The following is a 24,235-nucleotide window of genomic DNA, read 5'->3' as shown; positions in this document are numbered from 1 at the left end:
CTCTGGGGGACGCTCGAAGGGTGACTGAGCAAACGATCCAACTCGAACTGGACGACTCGGGTCTCTCGCCGGCGTTGCCGGTGCCTTCGAACCCCCGTGATCAGGTGCAGGACGTCCCCTACCGCCCGGTGGGCTTCCGCGACGACGACCTGCCCACGGCCCTCGAACGGTGCGCGACATGGCTACGCCAGGCTCAGGAGTGGCTCGGGGAACCGGTCGATGTGCTGGCCGTCCATCTCGACTATGACGACCGCAAGGGTTCGCCCTACTACGACGTGAAGCTTCTCTGCAACGAGGAGGACCTGGCCGGGGTCCCGATCGCGATGCGGAACCAGAAGGAAGACTAGACAGACCGACGCCTTGAAGGGTCCTTTCCTTGCAAATTTCGCAAGGAAAGGACCCTTCATGGCATGTGGCGGGTACCCGCGTCTCGAGTCCGTGAAGGCCTCCTTGAGGGACTCTGGGTCCCTCAAGGAGGCCTTCACGGACTTGGGCCCGGGGATCACCGGTACCCGTGTCAGCCCAGCGTGCCGCCGACCTTGACGTGCCCCTTGAGCAGGTTCCGCGCGATGGTCCGGCGCTGGATCTCGTCGGTGCCCTCGTAGATCCGCAGCAGCCGCAGTTCGCGGTACCACCGCTCGACCGGCAGTTCCCGCGTGTAGCCCATCCCGCCGTGGATCTGCAGGACGCGGTCGACGATCTCGTTCGCCTTCACCCCGCCGTACAGCTTCGCCATCGACTGCGCGTGCCGCGAGTCGAGCTTCTGGTCGACCTGCCAGGCGGCGTGCAGCACCAGCCAGCGCAGCGCCTCCAGCTCGGTGCCGGAATCCGCGATCATCCACTGGATGGCCTGGCGCTCGGCGATCTTCTGCCCGAACGTCTCCCGCGTGTTGGCGTGCTCGATGGCCATCGAGATCAGCCGTTCGCAGGAGCCGATGGCACGCGCGGGCAGCAGGTAGCGGCCCGCGCCGATCCACTGCATGGCCAGGTCGAAACCGTGGCCGAGCTCGCCGAGGATCTGCGTCTCCGGCACCCGGACGTCCTCGAAGACCAGCGCCGCCGGGCCCCATTCGCCCATGGTGTCGATGTATTCGGATTTCCAGCCCGCGTCACGGTCGACGAGGAAGCAGGTGACGCCGCCGTTCGCGCCCTTCTCCGGATCGGTGATCGCGAAGACCATCACGAAGTCGGCCTCGTTGCCGCCGGTGATGAAGGTCTTCTCGCCGTTGATGACCCAGTCGGTGCCGTCCTTGCGGGCGGAGGTCCGGATGGCCTTCGCGTCCGAACCGGCGCCGGGTTCGGTGATCGCGAAGCACGATTTACGCTCACCCGAGATCGTCGGGAGCAGGTAGCGCTCCTTCTGCTCGTCGTTGGCGTAGTACAGGATGTTGTCCGCGCTGCCGCCGAAGCGGAACGGCACGAACGTGCGGCCGAGTTCAGCCTCCAGCAGCGCGGTCATCACCGCGGACAGGCCCATGCCGCCGTACTCCTCGGGCGTCTGCACACCCCAGAACCCGGACTCCTTGGCCTTCAGCTGCAGCTCGCGCAGCTCGTCGGCGGTCAGGCCGGGCTGACCGGCGCGTTCGCGGCGCAGCACCTCCTGCTCACGCGGCATGAGGTCGCGCTGGACGAACGTGCGGACCCAGTCGCGCACCTCGCGTTCCTCGACGCTCAGAGAGAAATCCATGGTCAGCCCGCTCCTGTTCGACAGTGACTAAGCGCTCGCTTAGCCAGCGTACCGCTTCGGTTGTCGTCAGCCGAGGAGTTGTCATAAGTTTTCGCAACCTGTCCCCGTCTCGTCGAAGGGCACCCATGAGCACGGCAGCACCCGCGACGAAGCGGGATCGCACCCACTACCTGTACATAGCCGTCATCGCGGCGGTGGGGCTCGGCATCGCGGTCGGCATCCTGTTCCCCGGGTTCGGCAAGGAACTGAAGCCGCTTGGGACCGGGTTCGTGAACCTGATCAAGATGATGATCTCGCCGATCATCTTCTGCACGATCGCGCTCGGCGTCGGCTCGGTGGCGAAGGCGGCGAAGGTCGGCCGCGTCGGCGGGCTCGCGATCGGCTACTTCCTGATCATGTCGACCGTCGCGCTGGTCATCGGCCTGGTCGTCGGCAACATCCTGCAGCCCGGCACCGGCCTGCACCTGACCCCCGAGATCGCCGAAAAGGGCCAGGACCAGATCGCCAAGAGCGAGGGCACCGTCGAGTTCCTGCTCGGGATCATCCCGAAGACGCTGGTCTCGGCGTTCACCGAGGGCGAGGTGCTGCAGACGCTGCTGGTCGCCCTGCTCGCCGGGTTCGCGCTGCAGAAACTGGGCGACAAGGGCGAGCCGATCCGCCGCGGTATCGAGCACATCCAGCGGCTCGTGTTCCGGATCCTCGCGATGATCATGTGGGCGGCCCCGGTCGGCGCGTTCGGCGCGATCGCCGCCGTCGTCGGCGACACCGGCTGGAAGGCACTGCAGAGTCTCGCGGTGATCATGCTCGGCTTCTACATCACCTGCGCGCTGTTCGTGTTCGTGGTGCTCGGCCTGATCATCGGCCTGTTCGCCAGGGTCAACATCTTCAAACTGCTTCGCTACCTCGGCCGTGAGTTCCTGCTGATCCTGTCGACGTCGTCGTCGGAGTCGGCGCTGCCGCGGCTGATCGCGAAGATGGAGCACGCCGGCGTCTCCAAACCGGTCGTCGGCATCACCGTGCCGACCGGGTACTCGTTCAACCTCGACGGCACCGCGATCTATCTGACGATGGCGTCCATCTTCATCGCGGACGCGCTCGACAAACCGCTGACCATCGGCGAGCAGATCTCGTTGCTGGTGTTCATGATCATCGCGTCGAAGGGCGCGGCCGGGGTCACCGGCGCCGGGCTCGCGACACTGGCGGGCGGGCTGTCTTCGCACCGGCCGGAGCTGGTCGACGGCGTCGGGTTCATCGTCGGCATCGACCGGTTCATGTCCGAGGCCCGCGCGCTGACGAACTTCGCGGGCAACGCCGTGGCGACCGTGCTGATCGGTACCTGGACCAACGAGATCGACCGCGAGCAGCTGGACCGCACGCTGAACGGCGAGTCACCGTTCGACGAAGCGACCCTGCTCGACGAAAACGCGGGTGACGCGACCGTGGAATCGGGTAAGAAGGAGACGTGATCGAATGCGCGGTCCGCTGGTCGGAGCCCCTGCCCGCTGAACCCCGGTTCCTGGCCCTGCTCGACGAGCTGGAACAGGGCCGGTACGCGAACTACCGCCAGGACATCGACAAACGCCGGTTCCTGACCGGGCGGGTCCTGGCGAAGACGGTCGCCGCCGAGCGGCTCGGCATAGCCGTCGAGGACGTGAGCTTTGACGCGACCTGCGTCGACTGCGGCAAACCGCACGGGCGGCCCAAGGTCCCCGGCGCGCCGCTGATGCTGTCGATCTCGCATTCCGGCGACCTCATCGGCGTCGCGGCCACCGCGGGGACCCCGGTCGGCCTCGACGTCGAGACGGCCACCAGGCGGGCCGAGGACTCGCTCATGGAGTACGCGCTGACCCCCGCGGAGCAGGCCGCGATCTCCGGGCTGTCCGACGAGCAGCGCGCGACGGCGTTCTTCACCTACTGGACGCGTAAGGAAGCGGTCATGAAGGCCACCGGGAAGGGCCTCAAGATCCCGCTGCAGAGCATCACGTTCTCCGGCTACGACGAGCAGGCGCGGCTGGTCCGGTCGACGCACGAGGCCCTCGACCCGGCCCGGACCCGGCTCGCGGACCTGAAGGCGACCGAGGGCTACCGTGCCGCCGTCGCGCTGATCACCTCGGACGACATCTCGGTCACCGAAACCTTCGCGACCCTCTGACCCCCCGCGTTTCGTCCTCTGAATGCGGTAGTTGCGCGTGCAAGTACCGCATTCAGAGGACGAAACGCGTCAGAGCTCCAGGCCCATCGCGGCCAGCAGGGTGCGGAACTTCGCCGAGGTCTCGTCGAGTTCGGTCTTCGGGTCGGAGGCGGGCACGATGCCGCCGCCGGCGTACAGCCGCATCGAGGTGTCGGCGATCTCCGCGCACCGGATCCCGACGGCCCATTCGCCGTCGCCCGCCGCGTCGACCCAGCCGACGGCGCCCGCGTAGTACGCGCGGTCGAACGGCTCCAGCTCCCGCACCAGCGAGCGCGCGGCGTCGGTCGGCGTGCCGCAGATCGCGGGGGTCGGATGCAGCGCGGCGGCGAGGTCGAGCGCGGTGACGTCCTGGTCGATCAGCTCGCCGGTGACGGTGGTCGACAGATGCCAGATGGCAGGCGTCGAGACGAGTTCGGGGCCGCGGACGTCGAGCGTGCGGCAGAACGGCCGCAGGATCTCGACGACGGACTCCACCACCACGGCGTGTTCGACGTGGTCCTTTTCGGACGCCAGCAACGCCTCACCATTGGCCTTGTCGATCGCCGGGTCCGCCGACCGGGGCATCGACCCGGCATGTGGCCGGGACAAGACGGCACCGCCGGTGCGGGACAGCAGGAGTTCGGGGGTCGCGCCGACCAGTGTGCGCCCGTCGGGCAGCTGCGCGGCGTACGTGGTGTGCCGGGGGTTCCCGTTCGCCAGGTTCCGGACGACTTCGGCGACCGGGACGGCCTCGTCGAAGTCGAGATCGAGTGCGCGGGCCAGGACGACTTTGCGCAGGTCACGATCGGTCAGCGCGGAAACGGCCGCGCGGACGGCGGCCAGATGGGCTTCCGGCTCGGGCACGGGAGTGACCTTGACCGGTCGCGGAAGCGAGGTGCGCGGCGGGACGGCCGCGTGATCGGACGACGCGCGGTGGACCGCGCGCGGGAGCACCAGATGCCCCGGTGTCGTGGTGCCCTCACTGGTGTCGAAGGGCAGCACACCGACCGCGATCGAAGCACCCGAGTCGGTGAACAGCCCGGGGAGCATCCCGGACAGCCGCGACGGCTCGGTGTCGGTCGCGGTGGCCACGGCCCCGTTCGCGAGGAGCGCGTGCCGTGCCGTGGCCAGGAGGAAGTCGCCCCGCTCGTAGCGGGCGGCCAGGTCTGCCGGGGTCGCCGGTGCGGTACTGGTCGTCACCCCACCAGCGTCCCAGGCTCCGGCTGAGACCAGGGGAAAGTGTTGCCCGGGCAACAGCCTCTCAGGCAACACCTTCCCCCGGACAGCCCGTGACCTGGGCGGTGTCTCTCAAAAGCGCGCTGCCGGATTTCCGTAGCCGGGCCGTGGCAACGGCTGTCACTCGCCCAGCCATGTCGGCGGCCCGCCTCCGCGAATCCGAGGCCTCCGGCCAAGAGAGACGCGCCCGGCGTTACTTCAGCGCCTCGAGAAGAGCCTCGCGCTGCCGCTCGCCCAGGCCGGCGGCACGCCGGTCCGGGTCGATCCCGGCCTGCTCCAGCAGGGCGGCGACCTTGACCGCGCCCAGGCCGGGCACGGCCTTCAGCAGCTGCGTGACCTTCGTCTTGCCGATGGTCTTGTTCTCCTTGGCCTGCTTGAGCACCTTGTCGATGCTCTCCTTGCCGGACTTGATCGACGCAAGCAGCTCGGAGCGCGCTTTGCGAGCCTCAGCCGCCTTGGCGAGGGCATCGGCGCGCTGCTCCGGAGTCAACGTGGGCAGAGCCAACGTAGTAGTCCTTTCATCTCAGGTCTCCGCTTTCGCGGCCGACGGCCTTTAACCATGCTTGCAAGAGCAAGCGCTGGCCAGCCGTCTCTGTACCACGGCTCCAGTAAACGCCACCCGTTCCTCGGCCGTGAAACCGACACGCACTTATTACCCCTCGACCACGCCACGGGCAACCCGCCCCAGCCTGCGGAAACACACCCTTCGGGCGGCGATTCAGCGGCGTTCATCACCCTTATGAGCGATGCCGACACTTCGCACTGTTAGCCATTTTTCGTTTCATGGCAGGAAAAAAACGAATTATTGATGATCTTGGCTCGAAGCGGGGAACACCCGTTAGCGCGACACTGTGACCGAACGGTTGCCTGCGATGTTACTGACCGGTTCACCCCTCCCGGATTAGAGTCGGCGCAACCCCAGTTCACCGGAGAACGAGCACCACGGGAGTACGCGATGTTGAGCACGATGCAGGACGGGCAGCTGTCACTGGGCAGGCTGCTCCGCCACGGCACCACGGTGCACTCCGAGAGCGAAGTCATCACCTGGACCGGTTCAGAAGCCCGCCGGGAGACCTACGGCGAGCTCGGCAAGCACGCCGCGAAGCTCGCGAACGCGCTCCGGAGCCTGGGCATCACCGGCGACCAGCGCGTCGGCACCTTCATGTGGAACAACGCCGAACACATGGCCGCGTACCTGGCCATCCCGGCGATGGGCGCGGTGCTGCACACGCTGAACATCCGGCTGTTCCCCGAGCAGCTCGTCTTCGTCGCCAACCACGCCGAGGACCAGGTCGTCATCGTCGACGGCACGCTCGTCCCGCTGCTGGCCAAGCAGCTGCCCGAACTGAAGACCGTGCGCCACGTCATCGTGGCCAACGGGGACGCCTCCACCCTCCCCGCGCCGGACGGCGTCCAGGTGCACTCCTACGACGAACTGCTGGCCGGTCAGCCGGACACCTTCGACTGGCCCGAGGTGGACGAGCGCTCGGCCGCCGCGATGTGTTACACGTCGGGCACCACGGGTGACCCGAAGGGTGTCGCGTACTCCCACCGGTCGATCTGGCTGCACTCGATGCAGGTCACGATGTCCGACAGCATGCGGCTGGCCCAGCACGACAAGGCCCTCGCGATCGTCCCGATGTTCCACGCGATGGCCTGGGGCATGCCGTACGCGGCGATGATGGTCGGCGCCTCGCTGCTGATGCCGGACCGCTTCCTCCAGCCCGCGCCGATCGCGCAGATGCTCGCCGCCGAGAAGCCGACCTTCGCCGGGGCCGTCCCGACGATCTGGCAGGGCCTGCTCTCCCACCTCGACGCGAACCCGCAGGACATCTCGCATCTGCGCGAGGTCGTCGTCGGCGGATCGGCGGCGCCGCCGTCGCTGATGCACGCCTTCGAAGACCGCTACGACGTGCCGATCCTGCACGCGTGGGGCATGACCGAGACGTCACCGCTCGGCAGCGTCGCGCGCCCGCCCGCCTCCGCGACCGGCGAGAAGGCGTGGGACTACCGCTACACCCAAGGCCGCTTCCCGGCGTCCGTCAGCGCCAGGCTGATCGGCGACAACGGCGAGGAACTGCCGTGGGACAACGAAAGCGTCGGCGAGCTGGAGGTGCAGGGCCCGTGGATCGCGGCGTCCTACTACGGCGGCAAGGCCGGTGACGAACCCGACCCGGAGAAGTTCCACGACGGCTGGCTGCGCACCGGCGACGTCGGCAAGATCAGCCCCGACGGCTATCTCACGCTGACCGACCGCGCGAAGGACGTCATCAAATCCGGCGGCGAGTGGATCTCGTCGGTGGACCTGGAGAACCAGGTGATGGCGCATCCCGCGGTGGCCGAGGCGGCCGTGGTCGGCATCCCCGACGAGAAATGGGACGAGCGCCCGCTGGTCGCCGTCGTGCTCAAGGAGGGCCAAAGCGTCACGGCCGAAGAACTGCGCGAGTTCTTGTCCGACAAGGTCGCGAAGTGGCAGCTTCCGGAGAATTGGACCTTTGTGGACGAAGTCCCGAAGACCAGTGTCGGCAAGTTCGACAAGAAGCGCCTGCGGGCGTTCCACTCCGAAGGCAAACTCGACGTCAGTCAGCTCTAACGGGTTAATCTCCCGCGCGCCTGCCCTTCCGTGAAGGCCACCTGAGGGACCCTGTCCTGAAGGTGGCCTTCACGGCGTTCGGCGAAGGGTTTTGTTGGTGCGCAAGACAAACAGGCGGGCGTTCCTGGCACTGGCGGGGACGACGGTGCTCTCCGCCTGCGGGTCGAACACCGTCCAAACAGGAAACCCGCCACCCTCGACGGCCTACTCCGCCGGGGTGACCAGGCCGAAACCGAAACCGGTCGATCTGGCGCAGTGGTACCACCCGTATCCCGAAGCGGGCGTCCAAGAGGCCGTCACGCGTTACGCCGCCGCGTACCAGAAGTCCAAGGTCGCGGTGCAGTGGAATCCCGACGACTACGAAACGAAACTGAACGCCGCGCTGCAGGCGGGCCCGGTCCCGGACGTCTTCGAAGGCCAGGTCACCGTCGAGCGTGTCCGGCAGAACCTGCTCGTCCCGCTCGACGACGTCATCGGGCCCGTGCGCGGCGACTTCAACCCCTCGGTGCTCGCGGCACAGACCGTCGACGGCAAGATCTACGGCATTCCGCAGGCACTGGACACCCAGGTCCTCTTCTACCGCAAGAGTTTCCTGCAGGAGGCCGAGGTTCAGCCGCCCCAGACGCTGGACGAACTCGTCGACGCCGCGAAGAAACTGTCCAAGGACGGTGTCAAGGGCCTGTTCGCCGGCAACGACGCGGGCGCGGCTGCGCTCGCCGGGCCGCTGCTGTGGTCGGCCGGGTTCGACTACGTCAAGGACGGGAAATCCGTCGGCTTCGACGATCCGCGCACCGCCACCGCGTTCGCGAAACTCCACGAGCTCAACGGTTCGATGCTGCTGGGCGCCGCGACGGACTGGCCGGATCCGCTGCCGTTCATCGACGGGCTCACCGCCATGCAGTGGACCTGGCTGTGGAACCTGCCGAAGATCCAGGACACCTTGAAGGACGACTTCGGCGTGCTGGCCTTCCCGCGCCTCGACGCGGCGGGCGCGCCGTCCGTGCCGGTCGGCGGGTTGAGCGCGATGGTGCACGCCAAAAGCCTGAACCCCAACGCCGCCAAGGATTTCGTCAAATGGCTGTGGCTGGAACGCGTCGACTTCCAGCAGGAGTTCGCCACCAAGTTCGGTTTCCATCTGCCCGCACGGCTGAGCGTGCTCGACAAGGTCACCGCGGCGGGCGACGCCGCGAAGCTGGTCAAGGAGAACGGGCGCGCCGCAGGTCCACTGTGGACACCGGCGGCGAACACCGCGCTCGTCGACGCGCTGGGCCGGATCGCCCGCGACGGCGCCGACCCGGCCAACGAGACCAAGGCCGCCGTCGAGGCCGTCAAAGCCGAACTGGGTCGTCTATCCGCCTGAGAGAGCGGACGTAAGCGACGATCAGCACGATCGACAGGATCACCGCGCCACCATCGGTGACCAGCGACGGCAGCACCCCGGGCCAGCCGTGTTCGGCGATCGCCGCCCGGTGCACTTCGAACGGCACGACGAACACGCCGAAGGCTTGGGCGACGTTGAACGCGAGCACCGGCCAGAACAGCCAGCGCCACCGGAACCACACCAACAGCCCCAAGGCGTTCCCGACGATGAAGACGTTCCCCACCAGCCGCAACGCGCTCAGGTACGCGGGCGCGTCGGCGGTGTCCGCCCCCTTGAGCCGCATGCTCGTCTCGATCAGGTCCAGATCGATGATCACGTAGTTCTGCAGTGTCGTCCCGAGTACGAAGACGATCGAGCAGAGCACCGTGACCAGGCGGATCTTCGGTGGCCAGAGCATCACTTCCCCCGTTCTCTATCAGTGATAGAGACAAATCTATCACTGATAGAGTCCACGGGTGGCACGCAAAGGCTCGCTCGACCTCGCCAAGATCACCGAGGCGGCCGTCGAACTGCTCGACGAGTCCGGCCTCGCGGAGCTGACGACCCGTCGGCTGGCGGCGAAGCTCGGCGTCAGCTCACCGACGCTGTACTGGCACGTGAAGGACAAAGCGGAACTGCTGGACCTCGTCGCCGAAGCGATTTGCGCCGACGCCTTCGAGATCGACCGGACCCTGCCGTGGCGCGACCAGCTCGCGAGCGGACTCCGCCAGTTCCGCGCACTGCTGCTGCGTCACCGGGACGCGGCCGCGCTGCTGCGCGAGCGGCCGCCGACCGGGCCGCATCGGCTGGGCCACATCGAGACGACGGCGCGGATCCTGTTGGAAGCGGGCTTCGCCGAGGACGACACCGCCGGGATTTCGCGACTGCTCACCGCGCACGTACTCGCGTCGGTCGAAACGCTTCCCGCGCGGAAGCCGGACGAGGGATTCCTCGCACGGCTTGAAGCCTATCCGCACGTGAGCAGGCTGGGGCGCGCCTTCGGGACGCAGAGCGGCGAGGACGTCTTCGAGCTGGGTGTCGAGGTGATCCTCGACGGGCTCGAAGCGCGGCTCTAGTTCCCGGCGGCCGTGGGTCCGAACGTCCGTGAAGGCGTAACTCGCGTGATCAGAGACGCGACTCGCGTGACTGGATGCCGCACTCGGGGTGTTCCGCCCCTGATCACGCGAGTTCCGCCTTCGATCACGCGAGTGCGGTGCCACGTCACCAACGCGCCCGACGCACCACCGTCGAACTCGGACCCAGATCACCGCGCAAGCCAAGCCTCGGCCCGGCAAACCTCGTGAGTGGCGATTCGGGTTAGAACACGAATCGACGCTCACGACCACTTGAACCCAGACGCCTCATGGGACTCGGCTCCAGTCGCCAGCCACAGGCGAAGGGACTTTTCTCGCGACGCGAGAGGGCGGAGTTCAACTCCTTCCCCAGGGCAACGACTGTGTGGATTTTGGGGCGTTAGATGACCAGAAATCCACACGGTCGCGCGCGACCGGTCCGGTCACGGCAGACGCACGGGGGTGACGCCTCGCGATGCCCGGCCTAGTCGCCGGACACGCCCCAGATCGCCAACTCGACGGCGACGTCGTCCTCGTAGAGCAGCGCGCAGTTCGCACTCCAGCGCGGGCGCCGCTCGTACGGCAGCCGTCCGGCCTTGTCGAGTTCGTCGAAGTCGGCGACGGACGGCTCCTCGGTGCCGAAGGCGGCGACGAGCTCGGCGTCGGTCAAGGGCCGGATCGTGCCGAAGTCGTCCTCACCCGTGGCACTGATGAACTCGTGGACATCGAGCACCGAATGGGTCCCGGACTCCTGGACGCTCTCCACCTCGTACAGCTCGTCGATCGAATCCGGGCGGCCGAGTTCGTCCTCTTCCCAGAGGTAGTCGCCCTCCTCGAAGACCCGCGCCTTCATCGCGTCCAGCGCCGCCTCCGGGTCGCCGTCGAACCGGCCGCGGACGGACCAAGCCGAAGCACCCACCGGGCCACCTCCTCGCTCGTCGAGCGGCCAGCGTAACCAGCCCGCTTGGCTACTCGCGTATTCGGCCGAACGTGACAAATTTTCGCATTACCCTTTTCTGGCGTTCACCCCACGGCTAACGTCTTGCGGCATCGTCCTTCCGCGACACCCACCCGCGACGACTGGGGGCACCGCCATGTCCGTCATCTCCAGGCGCACCTTCACCGCGGCGGGCGCCGCCGGCGTCGGCCTGCTGCTGTGCACGCCGACCGCCAACGCGCTCGACCGGGCGCTGGCGCGCACCGCGTCCCGAGCGGTGCGCACCGCGGGCACCACGCTGGAAGCCGCGGCGGCCCCGCTGACCAGCGGTCCCGGCTACACACGGCTGACCGCCGGGCCCGGCTGGCCGCTCGTGGTCCGCGGCGATCTGGCCGCGCCGAAGTCCGGCCGCGACGACCGGCGCCGCGCGATGGCGTCCTTCGCGCAGTTCACCGACCTGCACTTCACCGACGCCGAAAGCCCGGCGCGGTTCGAGTACCTGCACCCGCTGATCGGCTCGGCGCACCGGCCGCAGGAAACCCTCGGCCCGGTCGCGACGACGGCGCTGGTGGAGCGGGTGAACAGCCTGAAGACGGGCCCGTTCACCGGGCGCGCGATCGACTTCATGGTCACCACCGGCGACAACACCGACAACCACGAGCTGATCGAGCTCGAATGGTTCCTCAAGGTGCTCAACGGCGGCACGGTGAACCCGACCTCGGGCGACCCGGACGTGCACGAGGGCGTCCAGACGTCCGGGTCCTCGCACTACTGGAACCCCGGCAAACCGCTGGACGACGCGTACACGAAGAAGGGATTCCCCCAGGTGCCCGGCCTGCTCGGCGCGGCGTCGAACACCTTCACCTCGCCCGGTCTCGACGTCCCGTGGTTCTGCACCTTCGGCAACCACGACGACAGCATCGTCGGCACCGTGCCGGACCTTCCGGGGATGGACGCCTGGTACACCGGCCGCTTCAAGGTGATCGGCAAGGACGAGACGACGTCGCGGAAGCTCGCCAACGCGATCGGATCCGGCTCGGGCGTGCCGATCACGGAGCTGTTCGGTGGCTCCGGCACGATCCGGGAAATCACCCCGGACGAGCGACGGCGGCCGTTCAGCACCGCGGAGTTCGTCCAGCACCACCTCGACTCCGCCAACACCGGCCCCGGCCCGGTGGGCCACGGGTTCAGCGGGAACAACGCCGACGGGCGGAACGTGTACTACACCTTCCGCATCGCGCCCGGGATCACCGGCATCAGCCTCGACACCACGACGATGGCCGGGCTGGCCGACGGCTCGATCGGGCTCGGGCAGTTCACCTGGGTGGAGAACACGCTCAAGCGCAACAGCTCGACGTACTACGGCTTCTTCGGGCGCAAGGTCACGCAGAACGTGACGGACGAGCTGTTCATCCTGTTCAGCCACCACACCAGCGACACCATGGGCAACGTGCTGCCGGACGCGCGGTACCCGCTGGAGATCCGGCTCAACGGCGACACCTTCGTCTCGCTACTGCACCGGTTCCCGAACGTGCTGGCATGGGTCAACGGGCACACGCACCACAACAAGATCACCCCGCACGCCGGCAAGACCGCGAAGCAGGGCTTCTGGGAGATCAACACCGCTTCGCATATCGACTTCCCGCAGCACGCGCGGATCATCGAGGTCGCCGACAACGCCGACGGCACGTTGTCGCTGTTCACGACCCTGATCGAGGCGGACGCGCCGTACGAGGCTTCGTATTCGGACACCTCGACGCAAGCGCTTGCGTCGCTGTACCGGGAGTTCTCGTACAACGACATCCACGCCTCGCTCGGCGCGGTCGGCACCGCCCAGGACCAGAACACCGAACTGCTGCTGCCCCACCCGCTCGCCTGACGCCTTGGGCCTCGTGAGTGGCAAGGACGGTTCTAACCGTCCTTACCACTCACGAGGCCCGTTACCCCGGAGGTAATCGACACGGGGCGCGGAGCCGGGCACGCTCCGCACCATGACCGACGCAGAAGGCACCGCGCTCTTCCACCGGACCATGCCGTTCACCGAGCGGCTCGGCATCGAGGTACTGGAGCACTCCCCCGCCGCCGTACGCGCCCGGATCGCCTGGGACGAAACGCTCTGCACGCTCGGCGGGGTACTGCACGGCGGCACGCTGATGGCGCTGGCCGATTCCGCGGGCGCGGTCTGCGCGTTCCTCAACCTGCCGGAGGGCGGGCAGGGCACGACCACCGTCGAATCGAAGACGAACTTCCTGCGCGCGGTCCGGTCCGGCCACGCCACGGCGACCGCGAAGCCGTTGCACGCCGGCCGCAAGCTCATCGTGGTGGAGACCGAAATCCGCGACGACGAGGGCAAGCTGGTCGCGAAAGTGACACAGACTCAGGCCGTCTTGTAGGCAACTGTTTACATACCTCGCGCGACCGGCGAAAATCCCTTCCCTACTGGGTGGAATCGAGGGATGGAGCCGGGATGCGCATACGAGGGCTGGTCACGCTGCTGACGATCGCGACGATGACCGCGGTGACGGCACAGACGGCGGAGGCGGGTCCCGGTCGCCCGGACGACGAGTCGATCGACTACCACGAATGGTCCGGTCACCCCGGTTTCCGCGACGGCAGGCTCGAAGGGCTCGGCCTCGACCGCGGCGCGCTGCGCATCGACCGCCCGATCGGCACGATCGAGCACACCGAACCCACGCTCGGCACCACGAAGACCTACGAATACGGCCAGTGGACGTCGCGGAGCCACACGCACGGCTTCGACGCCTCCCAGCTGGTCGCTTCGTGGAACGCGAAGACACCCGCCAAGACCTGGGTCAAGGTGGAGGCGAAGGGCCGCACCGCGTCGGGTACCGAGACCGCCTGGTACGTGATGGGCCGGTGGGCGAGCGGCGACGCCGACATCAAGCGCACCAGCGTCGACGGCCAGAGCGACGCCAACGCCGCGGTCGACGTCGACACGCTGGTCATGAAGGCGGGCGTCGCGCTTCGCTCGTACCAGCTGCGGGTCAGCCTGTACCGCGAGGCCGGTTCCCACGCCACGCCTTCGGTGACGTCGGTCGGCGCGATGACGTCGCTGGTCCCGGACCGCTTCGAGGTGCGGCCGACGAAACCGGGCCGTGCCACCGGCATCGAGCTCAAGGTGCCCGCCTACGCGCAGAACCTCCACAAAGGACAGTTCCCGGAGTACGGCGGTGGCGGCGAGAACTGGTGCAGCCCGACGTCCACCGAAATGGTCGCCGAGTACTGGGGCAAACGGCCCAAGCCCGAAGACATGAAGTGGATCCCGGAGGGTTACGTCGATCCGACCGTCGCGTACGCCGCCCGTTACACCTTCGACTACGCCTACGACGGAACCGGCAACTGGCCGTTCAACACCGCGTACGCCGCTTCACTCGGACTGCGTGGGCACATCACCCGTTTGCACTCCTTGAACGAACTCGAAAAGTACATTGCGCGCGGCATCCCGGTGATCACGTCGCAGTCGTTCAAGGCCGAGGAACTCGACGGCGCGGGCTACGGCACCGCCGGGCACATCATGGTCGTCGTCGGCTTCACCAAGGACGGTGACGTGATCGCGAACGACCCGGCCGCGAGCAGCAACGACCGGGTCCGGAACGTCTACAAACGACACCAGTTCGAAACCATCTGGCAGCGCACCAAGCGGTACAACACGAACGGCGGCGTTTCCAGTGGTCCCGGCGGCATCGCCTACATCATCACGCCCGGGCACTGAATCGTTACCGCACCCGAGCGGATGTCGCGATCCGGGCCGCCCACATGGCAAGCTCGGAGGTTCGTCGACTCGGAGGTGGGCATGCCGTACGAGGTCCAGGGCGTCGTTTCCCGCGCCAAGGGTGAGCCGGTCTCGCTGGAATCCGTGACGGTGCCCGATCCCGGGCCCGGCGAGGCCGTCGTCTCGGTCAAGGCGTGCGGTGTCTGCCATACCGACCTGCACTACCGCGAGGGCGGGATCAACGACGGGTTCCCGTTCCTGCTCGGCCACGAGGCGGCGGGGTTCGTGGAGGCCGTCGGCGACGGCGTCACGGACCTCGAACCGGGCGACTACGTGATCCTGAACTGGCGCGCGGTCTGCGGCACCTGCCGCGCCTGCCGCCGGGGCAGGCCCTGGTACTGCTTCTCCACGTTCAACGCCGCCCAGCCGATGACACTGGCCGACGGCACCGCCCTGTCACCGGCGCTCGGCGTCGGGGCGTTCCTCGAAAAGACGCTCGTCCACAGTGGACAGTGCACGAAGGTCGACCCCGCCGCCGAGCCCGCCGTCGCCGGGCTGCTCGGCTGCGGGGTGATGGCCGGTCTCGGCGCCGCGCTGAACACCGGTGCGGTGAGCCGGGGCGATTCCGTCGCGGTCATCGGCTGTGGCGGTGTCGGTGACGCCGCGATCGCGGGGGCGAACCTGGCGGGCGCGAAGACCATCGTCGCCGTCGACACCGACGACCGGAAACTCGCCTGGGCGAAGGACTTCGGCGCCACGCACACGCTGAACAGCAAAGGGCTGAGCGAAGACCAGGTCGTCGAGGCGATCCGGGAGTTCACCGATTCGTTCGGCGCCGACGTCGTGATCGACGCGGTCGGCAGGCCCGAAACGTGGCGGCAGGCGTTCTACGGGCGCGACCTGGCGGGCACGGTGGTGCTCGTCGGCGTCCCGACCCCCGACATGCGGCTGGATCTGCCGCTGATCGACTTCTTCTCGCGCGGCGGCTCGCTCAAGTCGTCGTGGTACGGCGATTGCCTGCCCTCGCGGGATTTCCCGATGCTGATCGACCTCTACCTGCAGGGCAGGCTCCCGCTCGACAAGTTCGTCACCGAGCGGATCGGCGTCGACGGCGTCGAGCAGGCCTTCGAGCGCATGCATCACGGAGACGTCCTGCGCAGCGTGGTGACGTGGTGAAACTCTTCACCGACGCCGATTTCCCGGCCGATCCGTATCCGGGTGCGCGGCCAGGGCATTCCTTCGTCCACTTCGACGGTGCCGGCCACAGCCTCGACACCGCGCCAGAGGGCTGGCGCCGGCGCCAAGCCGTGCTCGCCTACGGCTCGAACGCGTGCCCGTCCAAGATCACCTGGCTGCGGGAGAACATGGGCCTGGAGGGGCCGGTCGTCGTCTGCCACGCGCGCTGCACCGATCTCGCCGCCGTCTGGGCGTCCGGGCTCCGGTTCCGTGACGGGCAACGCCCCGCGACGCTGGCCGCCGCGCCGGGCGTCGTCGAGGAGCACGCCGTCTGGTTCGCGACGCCCGAACAGCTGGCCGTGCTCGACCGATGCGAGGGCAACGGCATGCGCTACAACCTGGTGCGGCTGACCGCCCCGGCCATCACCCTCGACGACGGCACCGTGCTCGACGACGTGGTGACGTACGTCGGCGCCGCGGACATCCGGCTGCCGATCCTGGTGGACGGCAGGCATATCCGCGTCGCCGACCTCGAACAGCGCCGGGCCGCGGCGCTGGACGGGATCCCCGCCGAAACACACGGTCTGGACTGCACGCTGGTCGAGGCCGGGACGCTGAGCAGAGAATCTGTCGGTGAACCCGCGTCCGCGATCGACGTCGGCAGGGCGGGTTCACGCGTTGAGTCACTTTCCGGAAAGTCTCTCAGCTCCGCCAACCGGCTCAGAGAAGCTTCCCGGGATTGAGGATCCCGCTCGGGTCGACGGCCTTCTTCGCCGCCCGCAACACTTCGACGCCGAGCTCGCCGATCTCCGCCGCCAGGTAGCGCGCGTGGTCGACACCGACGGCGTGGTGGTGCGAGATCGTGCCGATACCGGTGATCGCCTCCGAGGCCGCCGCCTTCGCCCGCTGCCATTGGGCGATCGGGTCGGCCTCGTCGCGCGGGGTGAGCACGGTGAAGTACAGCGACGCGCCCGTTTCGTAGGCGTGCGAGACGTGGCACATGATGATGGCGTTGCCGAGCGTCGCGGTGAGCGCGGCGCGGACCGCGTCCCGCAGGTCGCTCAGTTCCGCCCAGTACGCGGCGGTTTCCAGGGTTTCGACGCAGACCCCGTTGTCCATCAAGGCGTCTCGCTGCCGAGGTCCGGAGAACCGGCCGCGGCGCCAGGACTCGCCGAGCGCGGTTCCGATACGGACGGCGCCGAACTCCGCCAGTACACGGGTGGTCTCCCGGCGGCGCTGGGCGACCTCGCGTTTCGACGCGCCTTCCCAGCCGACGATCAGCAGGCAGGGCGCGTGCACTCCGCGCGCCTTGAGGTACCGGCGCAGCGCCTTGGTCTTCAAACTGTCGTTGAGCGCCAGCGAAACCTCGCTCTCGTCCACATCGGACAGTCGCGTCACGTCCGCGAGCACGTGCCGCTGGGCGAGTTCGCGGACCGCGTCGGTGCCCTTCTCCCAGCCGTCGAGGACGAAACCCTCGTAGCGGCGTACTTCCGGCACCGGCCGGACGCGGAGGGCGACCTCGGTGATCACGCCGAGCGTGCCCTCACTGCCGATGGCGAGGTGCCGCAGATCGGGTCCCGCGGCCGAGGCCGGCGCGACGCCGAGTTTCCATTCCCCGCACGGGGTCGCGAGCCGGACGCCCTTGACCATGTCCTCGAACCGGCCGTAGCCCGACGAGGCCTGCCCGGCGGACCGGGTCGCGGCGAAGCCGCCGATGGTGGCACGTTCGTAGGACTGCGGCACGTGCCCGAGGGTGAAGCCGTGCTCGGCGAGCAGCCGATCGGCCTCCGGGCCGGTGACCCCCGCCTGCAGGACCGCGATCCGGGACACGGGATCGACGGAGACCAGTTCGCCGAGCCGGGTGAGGTCGAGCGCGATCACCGCGGTTTTGTCCCCGCGCAGCGCGGCGACCCCGCCGACCACCGAAGTCCCGCCACCGAACGGGACGACGCCGACGTCGTACCGTGCGCAGATTTCCAGCACCGACTGGACTTCGGCGGGATTCTCCGGCAGGACGACCGCGTCCGGCACCGGGAAATCACCGAACCCCCGGCGCCGCATCAAGTCCAGATAGGACAGACCACTGGCCCGCGCGAGCCGTTCCCCCGGCGCCGTCAGGACGTACTCGGCGCCGACGAGTTCCTCGAGGTCTCGCTTGGGCCGTTCGTCCAGCACCGGTTCGGGAACGGACAGCGCCGAATCGGGCGCGAAGGGCGCCGCGGAGCCCAACGGCCCGATACGCTGGACGAGCCACCTCAGGGCCTTGGCCGGAAGGTGGGCGGCGTCACCGGCCTCGGACGTCCAGGATCGTCTTAACCGGTGGTCAATAAGCTCGGTCACGACTACAGTGTTACATATGCACGTAAAACGTCACTCACCTGCGGAAACAGGCGTTTCGGCGCTGGCGGACACGCGATCCCGCCAGGCCTCGACGCGTGTGTCCGACGACGTTCTGCTCGACGCCGCGAAGAAGTGCGTGCTCGCCGTCGGCGTGCGGCGGACCACCCTCGCCGAGATCGCCAGGACCGCCAAGGTCAGCCGGATGACCGTCTATCGCCGGTTCCCGGACGTGCGCAGCGTGCTCGCGACCCTCATGACCCGTGAGTTCGGCGGCCTGCTGCAGGGCGCCGCGGAACCAGAGGTCGAGCCCGCCCACTTCCGCGAGAAGCTCGTCCAGAGTTCTTCGGCCGCCGTCGCCGCGCTGTCGGGCGACCCGCTGTTCCGCACCCTGCTGGACCTCGATTCGGAACTGGTCCTGCCCTACATCGTCGAGCGGTTCGGGAAGACCCAGCGCTTCGCCGAAGGCGTGATCCTGCACCTGCTGAAGTCGGGCCACGAGGACGGCTCGATCCGCAAGGGTGACCTGGCTTCGCAGGCTCGCACCTTGCTGCTGCTCATCCAGTCCTTCGCGTTCTCGTACCGTCCCGCCACCACGGACGTGAACGAGAAGGCGCTGATGACGGAGTTCGCCCACGTGCTCGACGCGGCGCTGCGCCCGTGACGCCGGGCTCGCTCAACGCCCTGCGGCGCGACCGGGAACTCACGGCGCTGGCCGGCGGCGAGCGGGTCGATCTGGTGGTGGTCGGCGGCGGCGTCACCGGCACCGGGATCGCGCTGGACGCGGCCGCGCGCGGGCTCTCGGTGGCCCTGATCGAGGCGTACGACCTGGCGTACGGCACGTCGCGCTGGTCCAGCAAGCTGGTCCACGGCGGGCTCCGGTACCTCGCCAAGGGCGATCTGGCGCTGGCGCACGAAAGCGCCGTCGAACGCGGGATACTGATGACCCGCACCGCCCCGCATCTCACCAGGGCGATCCCGCAGCTGTTCCCCATGTACCGCGAGACCTCTCGCGGTCAGCAGGCCTTCATCATGACCGGCCTCGTGGCCGGTGACGGCCTTCGCCGCGCGGCCGGGACCCCGGCGTCGGTGCTGCCCCGGCCGAGGTCGGTCCCGGCCGCGGAGGCGCTGGCGCTCGCGCCCGGCCTGTCCCCGCGAGGCCTGCGCGGGGCGCTGCTGGCCTACGACGGCGCGCTGACCGACGACGCGCGCCTGGTGGTGAGTCTCGCCCGCACGGCCGCGGCACGCGGCGCGAAGATCCTCACCAGGGTCGAGGCGCTCCGGCTCGGCGCGGAATCGGTGCTGGCGCGGGACAGGCTCACCGGGCAGGAGATCGAGATCCACGCCCGGCAGGTGATCAACGCGACGGGTGTCTGGGCCGGCGAGCTGGCGGAGTCGGTGCGGCTGCGGCCGTCTCGCGGCTCGCACCTCGTCCTGACCTCAGGAGCGGCGCGGATCGGCGCGACGTCGGTCAACGTGCCCGTTCCCGGCGAGAACAACCGCTTCGTCTTCCTGCTGCCACAACCGGACGGCCGGGTGTTCGTCGGCGTCACCGACGAACCGACCGACGGCCCGGTGCCGCGCGTGCCTGCCGTGCCGGAGTCCGATGTGGACTTCCTGCTCGAAGTGGCGTCGACGGCGTTCACCCGCCCGCTGACCCGCGCCGACGTCGCGGGCACGTTCGCCGGGCTGCGGCCGCTGGTCGAAGGCGGCGGTGGGAGGAGCGCCGATCTTTCGCGCAAGCACGCGGTGGTGACCGGAGCCGATGGCGTGCTCACCGTCGTCGGCGGCAAGCTGACGACGTACCGGAAGATGGCCGAAGACGCCGTCGACGCCGCACTGAAGCGGTCCGGACTGCTCGCCGGGCCGTCGACCACGTCCAGGCTCCCGTTGCTGGGCGCGACCCCGCGTGACCGTCTGTCCACTGTGGACGCGCCAGCTCGGCTGGTCGCGAAGTACGGCACCGAAGCACCGCGGGTCGCGGCACTCGGCGAAGTCGACCCGGAACTGGGGCTGCCCCTGTTCGACGGGACCGACATCAGCGCGGCGGAGGTCGTGTGGGCCGTCCGGCACGAAGGCGCGCTCGACGTCGAGGACGTCCTGGAACGCCGCACCCGGCTCGGCCTGGTCGCCCCCGACGCCGAGGCCGCCCGCGCCCGCGTCCAGGAGCTTGTCGGCAAATCGCTCGCCGGCCTCGCCTGACCTCCCGCATTTAGTCCTCTAAATGCGGTGAGTCATGCCCTCAGCTTGACGAGTCGTTGGGTTTTTGCAACAGTATGTTCCATGAGCCCGGTAAGACGCGGCAAAGAGCTGCCGATCTACAACCGGCTTCCCGTGCTCCGGGCCGAGCGTGGACTGAGCAGGGCCGCCCTCGCGACGGCCGTCGAGGTCAACCCGCAGACCATCGGCGCGCTCGAACGGGGAGACCACTACCCGAGCCTGGACCTGGCGTTCCGCATCTGCGCGGTGTTCGACCTCCCGGTCGAGGCCGTGTTCAGCCGCGAACCGTTCACGCCGCTGTCCACTCAGGTCTACCGGGAGGGGGGAACATGAGCGAGGAGCGAGGCCGTCTCGCGGCGTACTGGGACCGCCAGCAGGAACGGCTGGACGAGGTAGAACGCAAGCGAGCGCTGAAGTTGCCGACGTGGCGCACGCGGAAACGGCGGCGGGCGTTGAGTGTGCTGGTGGTCGCGGGCGATCTGGTCCTGATCGCCGGAGCCGTCTTCTACCAGACTGGCCAGAACGGAGCCTTTCTCGTGTGCTGGCTCGGCGGAGGCGTCGTGGCGGGCGGCGCGCAGTACCTGCTTCGCATCCTCACCGGCAAGATGAGCGGCGGTTTCTCGATGCGGCTCGACGAGCGCGAGCGGGAGATGCGCCACCGCGTCACCTATGTCAGCTACCAGATCCTGGTGACGATGATGCTGTTCGCGGTGCTGTACGGCCTCCTGGTCCCCGGCCCCAAGGGCGGCGGCGCGATGATGGCCTGCGCGCTGCTGATCACCGGCACCACGGTGTCCGCCATCATCCTCGGCTGGTCGCTGCCCGACGACGACCCCGAGGATTTCGAAGGGGTGAGCCCCGTATGACCATCACCCGGACACGATCGGATCGCCGTCGTCTCGCCGTCGCGGCCGTGATCGGCCATCTGGTCGTGATCGCCGGCGCCGCCCTGCTGCGTGAGCCGACCTTGTGGTTCGCCATCGGCCTGATGGGGCCCGGATTGTGTCTCTGTGTCGGCACCGTGGCGGTGCTGCGCAAGGCCGTCGGCAGACCCGGCTCCGCCGTGAAGGATCTCGACGAACGCGAGCTGCTGTTGCGGGACCGCGCGCACTACGCTGCGTTCCAAGGGATCTGCGTGCTGATGCTGGTGGATCTCGGGTACGGGCTTTACGCGGCGGGGCAACCGGATTCCGGTTCCCTGCTGTCCGCGATGACAGCGGCGTTGTTCGTCTTCGGGACGTCGCTACCGGCACTGTGGCTCGCGTGGCGGCTGCCGGACGACGATCCCGAGGACTACACCGACTTCGAGGGGGTGGCTCCGGCATGACCGGGGACAAGAAGCGGCACAAGGTTTCCATCGGCGTGGTCGCCGTCGTGCTGGTGGCGGGCGGGGTGCTCGCCGGAGCGAGCCGGGCGGTCCTGGTGTACCGGGCCACGTCGGTGGTGGGCAACGTCAAGCTCGACGGGCTGATCGAGCGGAACCGCACGGTTTCCGGCGTCCATCGGGGATTCGCGGCGCTGGTGCGGTATTTCGAGGAGGGGAAGTGGAAATGAGCGAGGGGAAGCTGGAGATCGACAAGATCTCCAAGCGCTACGGCGCGAAGGTGGCGCTGGACGAGGTGAGCTTCGAGGTCCAGCCCGGTGAGCTGTTCGGCTTCGTCGGCAGCAACGGCGCTGGCAAGACCACCACGATGCGGATCGTGCTCGGGGTGCTGGCGGCCGACTCCGGCCAGGTGCGCTTCGGTGGCGCCCCGATCACCCACGAGACCCGCACCCATATCGGGTACATGCCGGAGGAACGCGGGCTGTACCCGAAGATGAAGGTGCTGGAGCAGCTGGTCTATCTCGCCGAGCTGCACGGGATGTCGGCCAACGACGCCCACCGCAGCGCCGAGAACTGGATCGCCAGGCTCGGGCTGACCGAACGGCGCAAGGACGAGGTGCAGAAGCTGAGCCTCGGCAACCAGCAGCGCGTGCAGCTCGCCGCGGCGCTGGTGCACGATCCGAAGGTCCTCGTGCTGGACGAGCCGTTCTCGGGCCTCGACCCGCTGGCCGTGGACGTGATGAGCGGCGTGCTGCGCGAGAAGGCCGCGACCGGCGTGCCGGTGGTGTTCTCCAGTCACCAGCTGGATCTGGTCGAGCGGCTGTGCGATCGGGTCGGCATCATCCGAAGTGGACGGATGGTCGCTTCCGGCACCGTCGGGGAGCTGACCGCCGGCGCGGGCAACGGGCTCGTCGTCACCGCGCCCGGCGCCGCACCCGGCTGGGCTTCGGCCGTCCCCGGTGTCCGGACGGTCGAGCAGAACGGCCAGACGACGATCCTCGAACTCGAGACGGGTGCCGACGATCAGGCCGTGCTCGCCGCGGCGCTGGCGACCGGGCCGGTCACCGAATTCAGCAAACGCAGGCGTTCGCTGACCGAGCTTTTCCGCGACGCCGTCGCGGAAAAGCCGGCGGCACAGGGAGTTTCCGCATGAACACCGTTTCCTCATGGCGCGCGGTCTGGCTCATCGCCAAACGCGAGCTGAACACCCGGCTGCGCACCAGGTCCTTCGTGGTCGGCACCGCCGTGCTGCTGGTCATGCTGATGGGTTACGTCCTGCTGCAGTCGACGCTGATCAGCAACGAGGACAAGAGCAAGGTCGGTCTCACCGGCCAGACCGCCGGGATCGCGCAGCAGCTCAAGACCGCGGGCGAGGCCATCGGCGAAAAGATCGAGACCGTCACCGTCGCCGATCCGGCACAGGGCCGGTCGCAGGTCGAGAACGGCGATCTCGACGCGCTGCTGTCCGGCAACGCCACCGAGCTGAAGGTGCTCGTCAAGTCCGAATTGGACACCAAACTGCGCGCGCTGCTGAACGGCGTTTCCCAGCAGGAAGTGTTGAACGGCATCCTTTCCGAGGCGCAGAAGACGCCCGACGAGGTGATGCGGACGGTCCACCAGACGCAGGTCGAGGTCGACTCGATCAAACCGCCTGACCCCGAGAAGTCGCAGCGGATGGTCATCGGGCTGATCGTGGCGGTGCTGCTGTACATGAGCATCGTGACCTACGGGACGCTGGTCGCGCAGGGCGTGGTCGAAGAGAAGTCCAGCCGGGTGGTGGAGATCCTGCTGTCCACGGTGCGGCCGTGGCATCTGTTGCTGGGCAAGGTGATCGGGCTCGGCCTGGTCGGGCTGACGCAGCTCGTGATCATCGGCGGCGCCGGGTTCATCGTCGCTTCGGCGACCGACGTGCTGACGCTGTCCGGGGTCGCGACGAGCGCCCTGCTGTGGGGTGTGGTGTGGTACCTGCTCGGGTTCCTCCTGTACGCCACCGTCTACGGCGCCATGGGTTCGCTGGTCTCCCGGCAGGAGGACACCCAGTCGGTGATCGGGCCGGTCAACATCGTGCTGATCCTCGGCTTCGTCGTCGGCTTCAACCTGTTGGCTCAGGCGCCGGAAGGCACGGGGACGAAGGTGCTTTCCCTGGTGCCGCTGCTGTCCCCGGTGCTGATGCCCGCGCGGATCGCGGCCGGCACCGTCGAGGTGTGGGAGATCGTGGCGTCGCTGGGCCTGACCGTGGGCGCCATCGCCCTCTTCACCTGGCTGGGCGCGCGGATCTACCAGAACAGCGTCCTGCGGGTGGGCAGCCGGATCAAGCTTTCGGAAGCCCTGCGCGGCTGACCGTTTCGCGCGTGAAGGCCCCCTTCCCTCGGCTCAGCCGAGGGAAGGG

General features: G+C 68.4%; 24 protein-coding genes and 1 pseudogene. 19 read left to right on the top strand and 6 right to left on the bottom strand.

Annotated features, from left to right (window positions below):
* Positions 1–20: 20 nt before the first annotated feature.
* Positions 21–347 carry a hypothetical protein gene (locus tag ACFWIW_RS08350; protein ID WP_005155958.1) on the top strand — a complete coding sequence of 109 codons (327 nt, stop codon included), beginning with the start codon at positions 21–23 and terminating at the stop codon, positions 345–347.
* Positions 348–517: 170 nt separating this feature from the next.
* On the opposite strand, the gene ACFWIW_RS08345 is transcribed toward ACFWIW_RS08350, so the two are convergent.
* Complete coding sequence (locus ACFWIW_RS08345) at positions 518–1,687, bottom strand: acyl-CoA dehydrogenase family protein (protein ID WP_192743707.1); 1,170 nt, start codon at positions 1,685–1,687, stop codon at positions 518–520.
* Between the two features lie 125 nt (positions 1,688–1,812).
* Here ACFWIW_RS08345 and ACFWIW_RS08340 point away from each other — a divergent pair, with 125 nt between their 5' ends.
* A complete protein-coding gene (locus ACFWIW_RS08340) occupies positions 1,813–3,153 on the top strand; it encodes a cation:dicarboxylate symporter family transporter (protein ID WP_378367809.1) in 1,341 nt (446 codons plus the stop codon).
* A complete protein-coding gene (locus ACFWIW_RS08335) occupies positions 3,150–3,839 on the top strand; it encodes a 4'-phosphopantetheinyl transferase family protein (protein ID WP_378367808.1) in 690 nt (229 codons plus the stop codon). Before ACFWIW_RS08340 ends, ACFWIW_RS08335 begins: the two co-directional genes overlap by 4 nt.
* 69 nt (positions 3,840–3,908) lie before the next feature.
* Here the strand turns inward: ACFWIW_RS08335 and ACFWIW_RS08330 are convergent, their stop codons facing one another.
* Together ACFWIW_RS08330 and mihF are read right to left on the bottom strand one after the other, a co-directional pair.
* Complete coding sequence (locus ACFWIW_RS08330; RefSeq protein ID WP_378367807.1) at positions 3,909–5,057, bottom strand: isochorismate synthase; 1,149 nt, start codon at positions 5,055–5,057, stop codon at positions 3,909–3,911.
* Between the two features lie 229 nt (positions 5,058–5,286).
* On the bottom strand, positions 5,287–5,598 hold the full coding sequence (mihF, locus tag ACFWIW_RS08325; RefSeq protein ID WP_005155963.1) for an integration host factor, actinobacterial type: 312 nt from the start codon (positions 5,596–5,598) through the stop codon (positions 5,287–5,289).
* Between the two features lie 450 nt (positions 5,599–6,048).
* On the opposite strand from mihF, the gene ACFWIW_RS08320 reads away from it, so the two are divergent.
* A complete protein-coding gene (locus ACFWIW_RS08320) occupies positions 6,049–7,686 on the top strand; it encodes a long-chain fatty acid--CoA ligase (protein WP_378367806.1) in 1,638 nt (545 codons plus the stop codon).
* A gap of 97 nt (positions 7,687–7,783) precedes the next feature.
* On the top strand, positions 7,784–9,046 hold the full coding sequence (locus ACFWIW_RS08315; RefSeq protein ID WP_378367805.1) for an ABC transporter substrate-binding protein: 1,263 nt from the start codon (positions 7,784–7,786) through the stop codon (positions 9,044–9,046).
* Here the strand turns inward: ACFWIW_RS08315 and ACFWIW_RS08310 are convergent.
* Positions 9,015–9,464 (bottom strand): hypothetical protein, encoded by a 450-nt coding sequence (locus ACFWIW_RS08310; RefSeq protein WP_378367804.1) that lies wholly within the window; start codon positions 9,462–9,464, stop codon positions 9,015–9,017. The two genes, ACFWIW_RS08315 and ACFWIW_RS08310, sit on opposite strands and share 32 nt — an antisense overlap.
* Positions 9,465–9,522: 58 nt before the next feature.
* Here ACFWIW_RS08310 and ACFWIW_RS08305 point away from each other — a divergent pair, with 58 nt between their 5' ends.
* A complete protein-coding gene (locus ACFWIW_RS08305) occupies positions 9,523–10,122 on the top strand; it encodes a TetR/AcrR family transcriptional regulator C-terminal domain-containing protein (protein WP_378367803.1) in 600 nt (199 codons plus the stop codon).
* 481 nt (positions 10,123–10,603) lie between these two features.
* Here ACFWIW_RS08305 and ACFWIW_RS08300 read toward each other — a convergent pair whose 3' ends face one another.
* Entirely contained in the window at positions 10,604–11,038 is a 435-nt protein-coding gene (locus tag ACFWIW_RS08300) for a hypothetical protein (RefSeq protein ID WP_038508000.1), read from the bottom strand.
* A 175-nt stretch (positions 11,039–11,213) separates the two neighbouring features.
* On the opposite strand from ACFWIW_RS08300, the gene ACFWIW_RS08295 reads away from it, so the two are divergent.
* From ACFWIW_RS08295 to ACFWIW_RS08275, 5 genes and pseudogenes are all read left to right on the top strand, one after another.
* Complete coding sequence (locus tag ACFWIW_RS08295; protein WP_378367802.1) at positions 11,214–12,935, top strand: TIGR03767 family metallophosphoesterase; 1,722 nt, start codon at positions 11,214–11,216, stop codon at positions 12,933–12,935.
* 112 nt (positions 12,936–13,047) lie between these two features.
* Positions 13,048–13,449: a PaaI family thioesterase gene (locus tag ACFWIW_RS08290; RefSeq protein ID WP_240599543.1), complete on the top strand. Its 402-nt coding sequence runs from the start codon at positions 13,048–13,050 to the stop codon at positions 13,447–13,449.
* Positions 13,450–13,523: 74 nt separating this feature from the next.
* Positions 13,524–14,789 (top strand): C39 family peptidase, encoded by a 1,266-nt coding sequence (locus ACFWIW_RS08285; RefSeq protein WP_378367801.1) that lies wholly within the window; start codon positions 13,524–13,526, stop codon positions 14,787–14,789.
* Positions 14,790–14,870: 81 nt separating this feature from the next.
* Entirely contained in the window at positions 14,871–15,965 is a 1,095-nt protein-coding gene (locus ACFWIW_RS08280; RefSeq protein WP_378367800.1) for an S-(hydroxymethyl)mycothiol dehydrogenase, read from the top strand.
* Positions 15,959–16,567: pseudogene (locus tag ACFWIW_RS08275) on the top strand (gamma-glutamylcyclotransferase family protein); the annotation flags it as partial. The gene ACFWIW_RS08280 and the pseudogene ACFWIW_RS08275, both read left to right, overlap by 7 nt.
* A 118-nt stretch (positions 16,568–16,685) precedes the next feature.
* Here ACFWIW_RS08275 and ACFWIW_RS08270 read toward each other — a convergent pair.
* Complete coding sequence (locus tag ACFWIW_RS08270) at positions 16,686–18,305, bottom strand: FAD-binding oxidoreductase (protein ID WP_378367799.1); 1,620 nt, start codon at positions 18,303–18,305, stop codon at positions 16,686–16,688.
* 97 nt (positions 18,306–18,402) lie between these two features.
* Between ACFWIW_RS08270 and ACFWIW_RS08265 the strand changes: the two genes are divergently transcribed.
* From ACFWIW_RS08265 to ACFWIW_RS08230, 8 genes are all read left to right on the top strand, one after another.
* Complete coding sequence (locus ACFWIW_RS08265; protein WP_240601319.1) at positions 18,403–18,966, top strand: TetR/AcrR family transcriptional regulator; 564 nt, start codon at positions 18,403–18,405, stop codon at positions 18,964–18,966.
* Positions 18,963–20,504: a glycerol-3-phosphate dehydrogenase/oxidase gene (locus ACFWIW_RS08260; protein WP_378367798.1), complete on the top strand. Its 1,542-nt coding sequence runs from the start codon at positions 18,963–18,965 to the stop codon at positions 20,502–20,504. The genes ACFWIW_RS08265 and ACFWIW_RS08260 overlap by 4 nt, the downstream gene beginning before the upstream one ends.
* An 81-nt stretch (positions 20,505–20,585) precedes the next feature.
* Positions 20,586–20,855 (top strand): helix-turn-helix transcriptional regulator, encoded by a 270-nt coding sequence (locus ACFWIW_RS08255; RefSeq protein WP_005155992.1) that lies wholly within the window; start codon positions 20,586–20,588, stop codon positions 20,853–20,855.
* Complete coding sequence (locus ACFWIW_RS08250; protein WP_378367797.1) at positions 20,852–21,388, top strand: hypothetical protein; 537 nt, start codon at positions 20,852–20,854, stop codon at positions 21,386–21,388. The genes ACFWIW_RS08255 and ACFWIW_RS08250 overlap by 4 nt, the downstream gene beginning before the upstream one ends.
* Positions 21,385–21,849, top strand: coding sequence for a hypothetical protein (locus ACFWIW_RS08245; RefSeq protein WP_378367796.1), 465 nt, complete (start codon positions 21,385–21,387; stop codon positions 21,847–21,849). Before ACFWIW_RS08250 ends, ACFWIW_RS08245 begins: the two co-directional genes overlap by 4 nt.
* A complete protein-coding gene (locus tag ACFWIW_RS08240) occupies positions 21,846–22,076 on the top strand; it encodes a hypothetical protein (protein WP_378367795.1) in 231 nt (76 codons plus the stop codon). Before ACFWIW_RS08245 ends, ACFWIW_RS08240 begins: the two co-directional genes overlap by 4 nt.
* Positions 22,073–22,999 (top strand): ABC transporter ATP-binding protein, encoded by a 927-nt coding sequence (locus tag ACFWIW_RS08235; protein ID WP_378367794.1) that lies wholly within the window; start codon positions 22,073–22,075, stop codon positions 22,997–22,999. Before ACFWIW_RS08240 ends, ACFWIW_RS08235 begins: the two co-directional genes overlap by 4 nt.
* Positions 22,996–24,186 (top strand): ABC transporter permease, encoded by a 1,191-nt coding sequence (locus ACFWIW_RS08230; protein ID WP_378367793.1) that lies wholly within the window; start codon positions 22,996–22,998, stop codon positions 24,184–24,186. Before ACFWIW_RS08235 ends, ACFWIW_RS08230 begins: the two co-directional genes overlap by 4 nt.
* Positions 24,187–24,235 lie beyond the last annotated feature (49 nt).

It is taken from the genome of Amycolatopsis sp. NPDC058340, from assembly GCF_042723975.1.
In the GTDB taxonomy this organism is placed as follows: Bacteria; Actinomycetota; Actinomycetes; order Mycobacteriales; family Pseudonocardiaceae; genus Amycolatopsis.
Note: the sequence above shows the minus strand (reverse complement) of the source record. Positions and strands in the feature narration are given on the sequence as shown.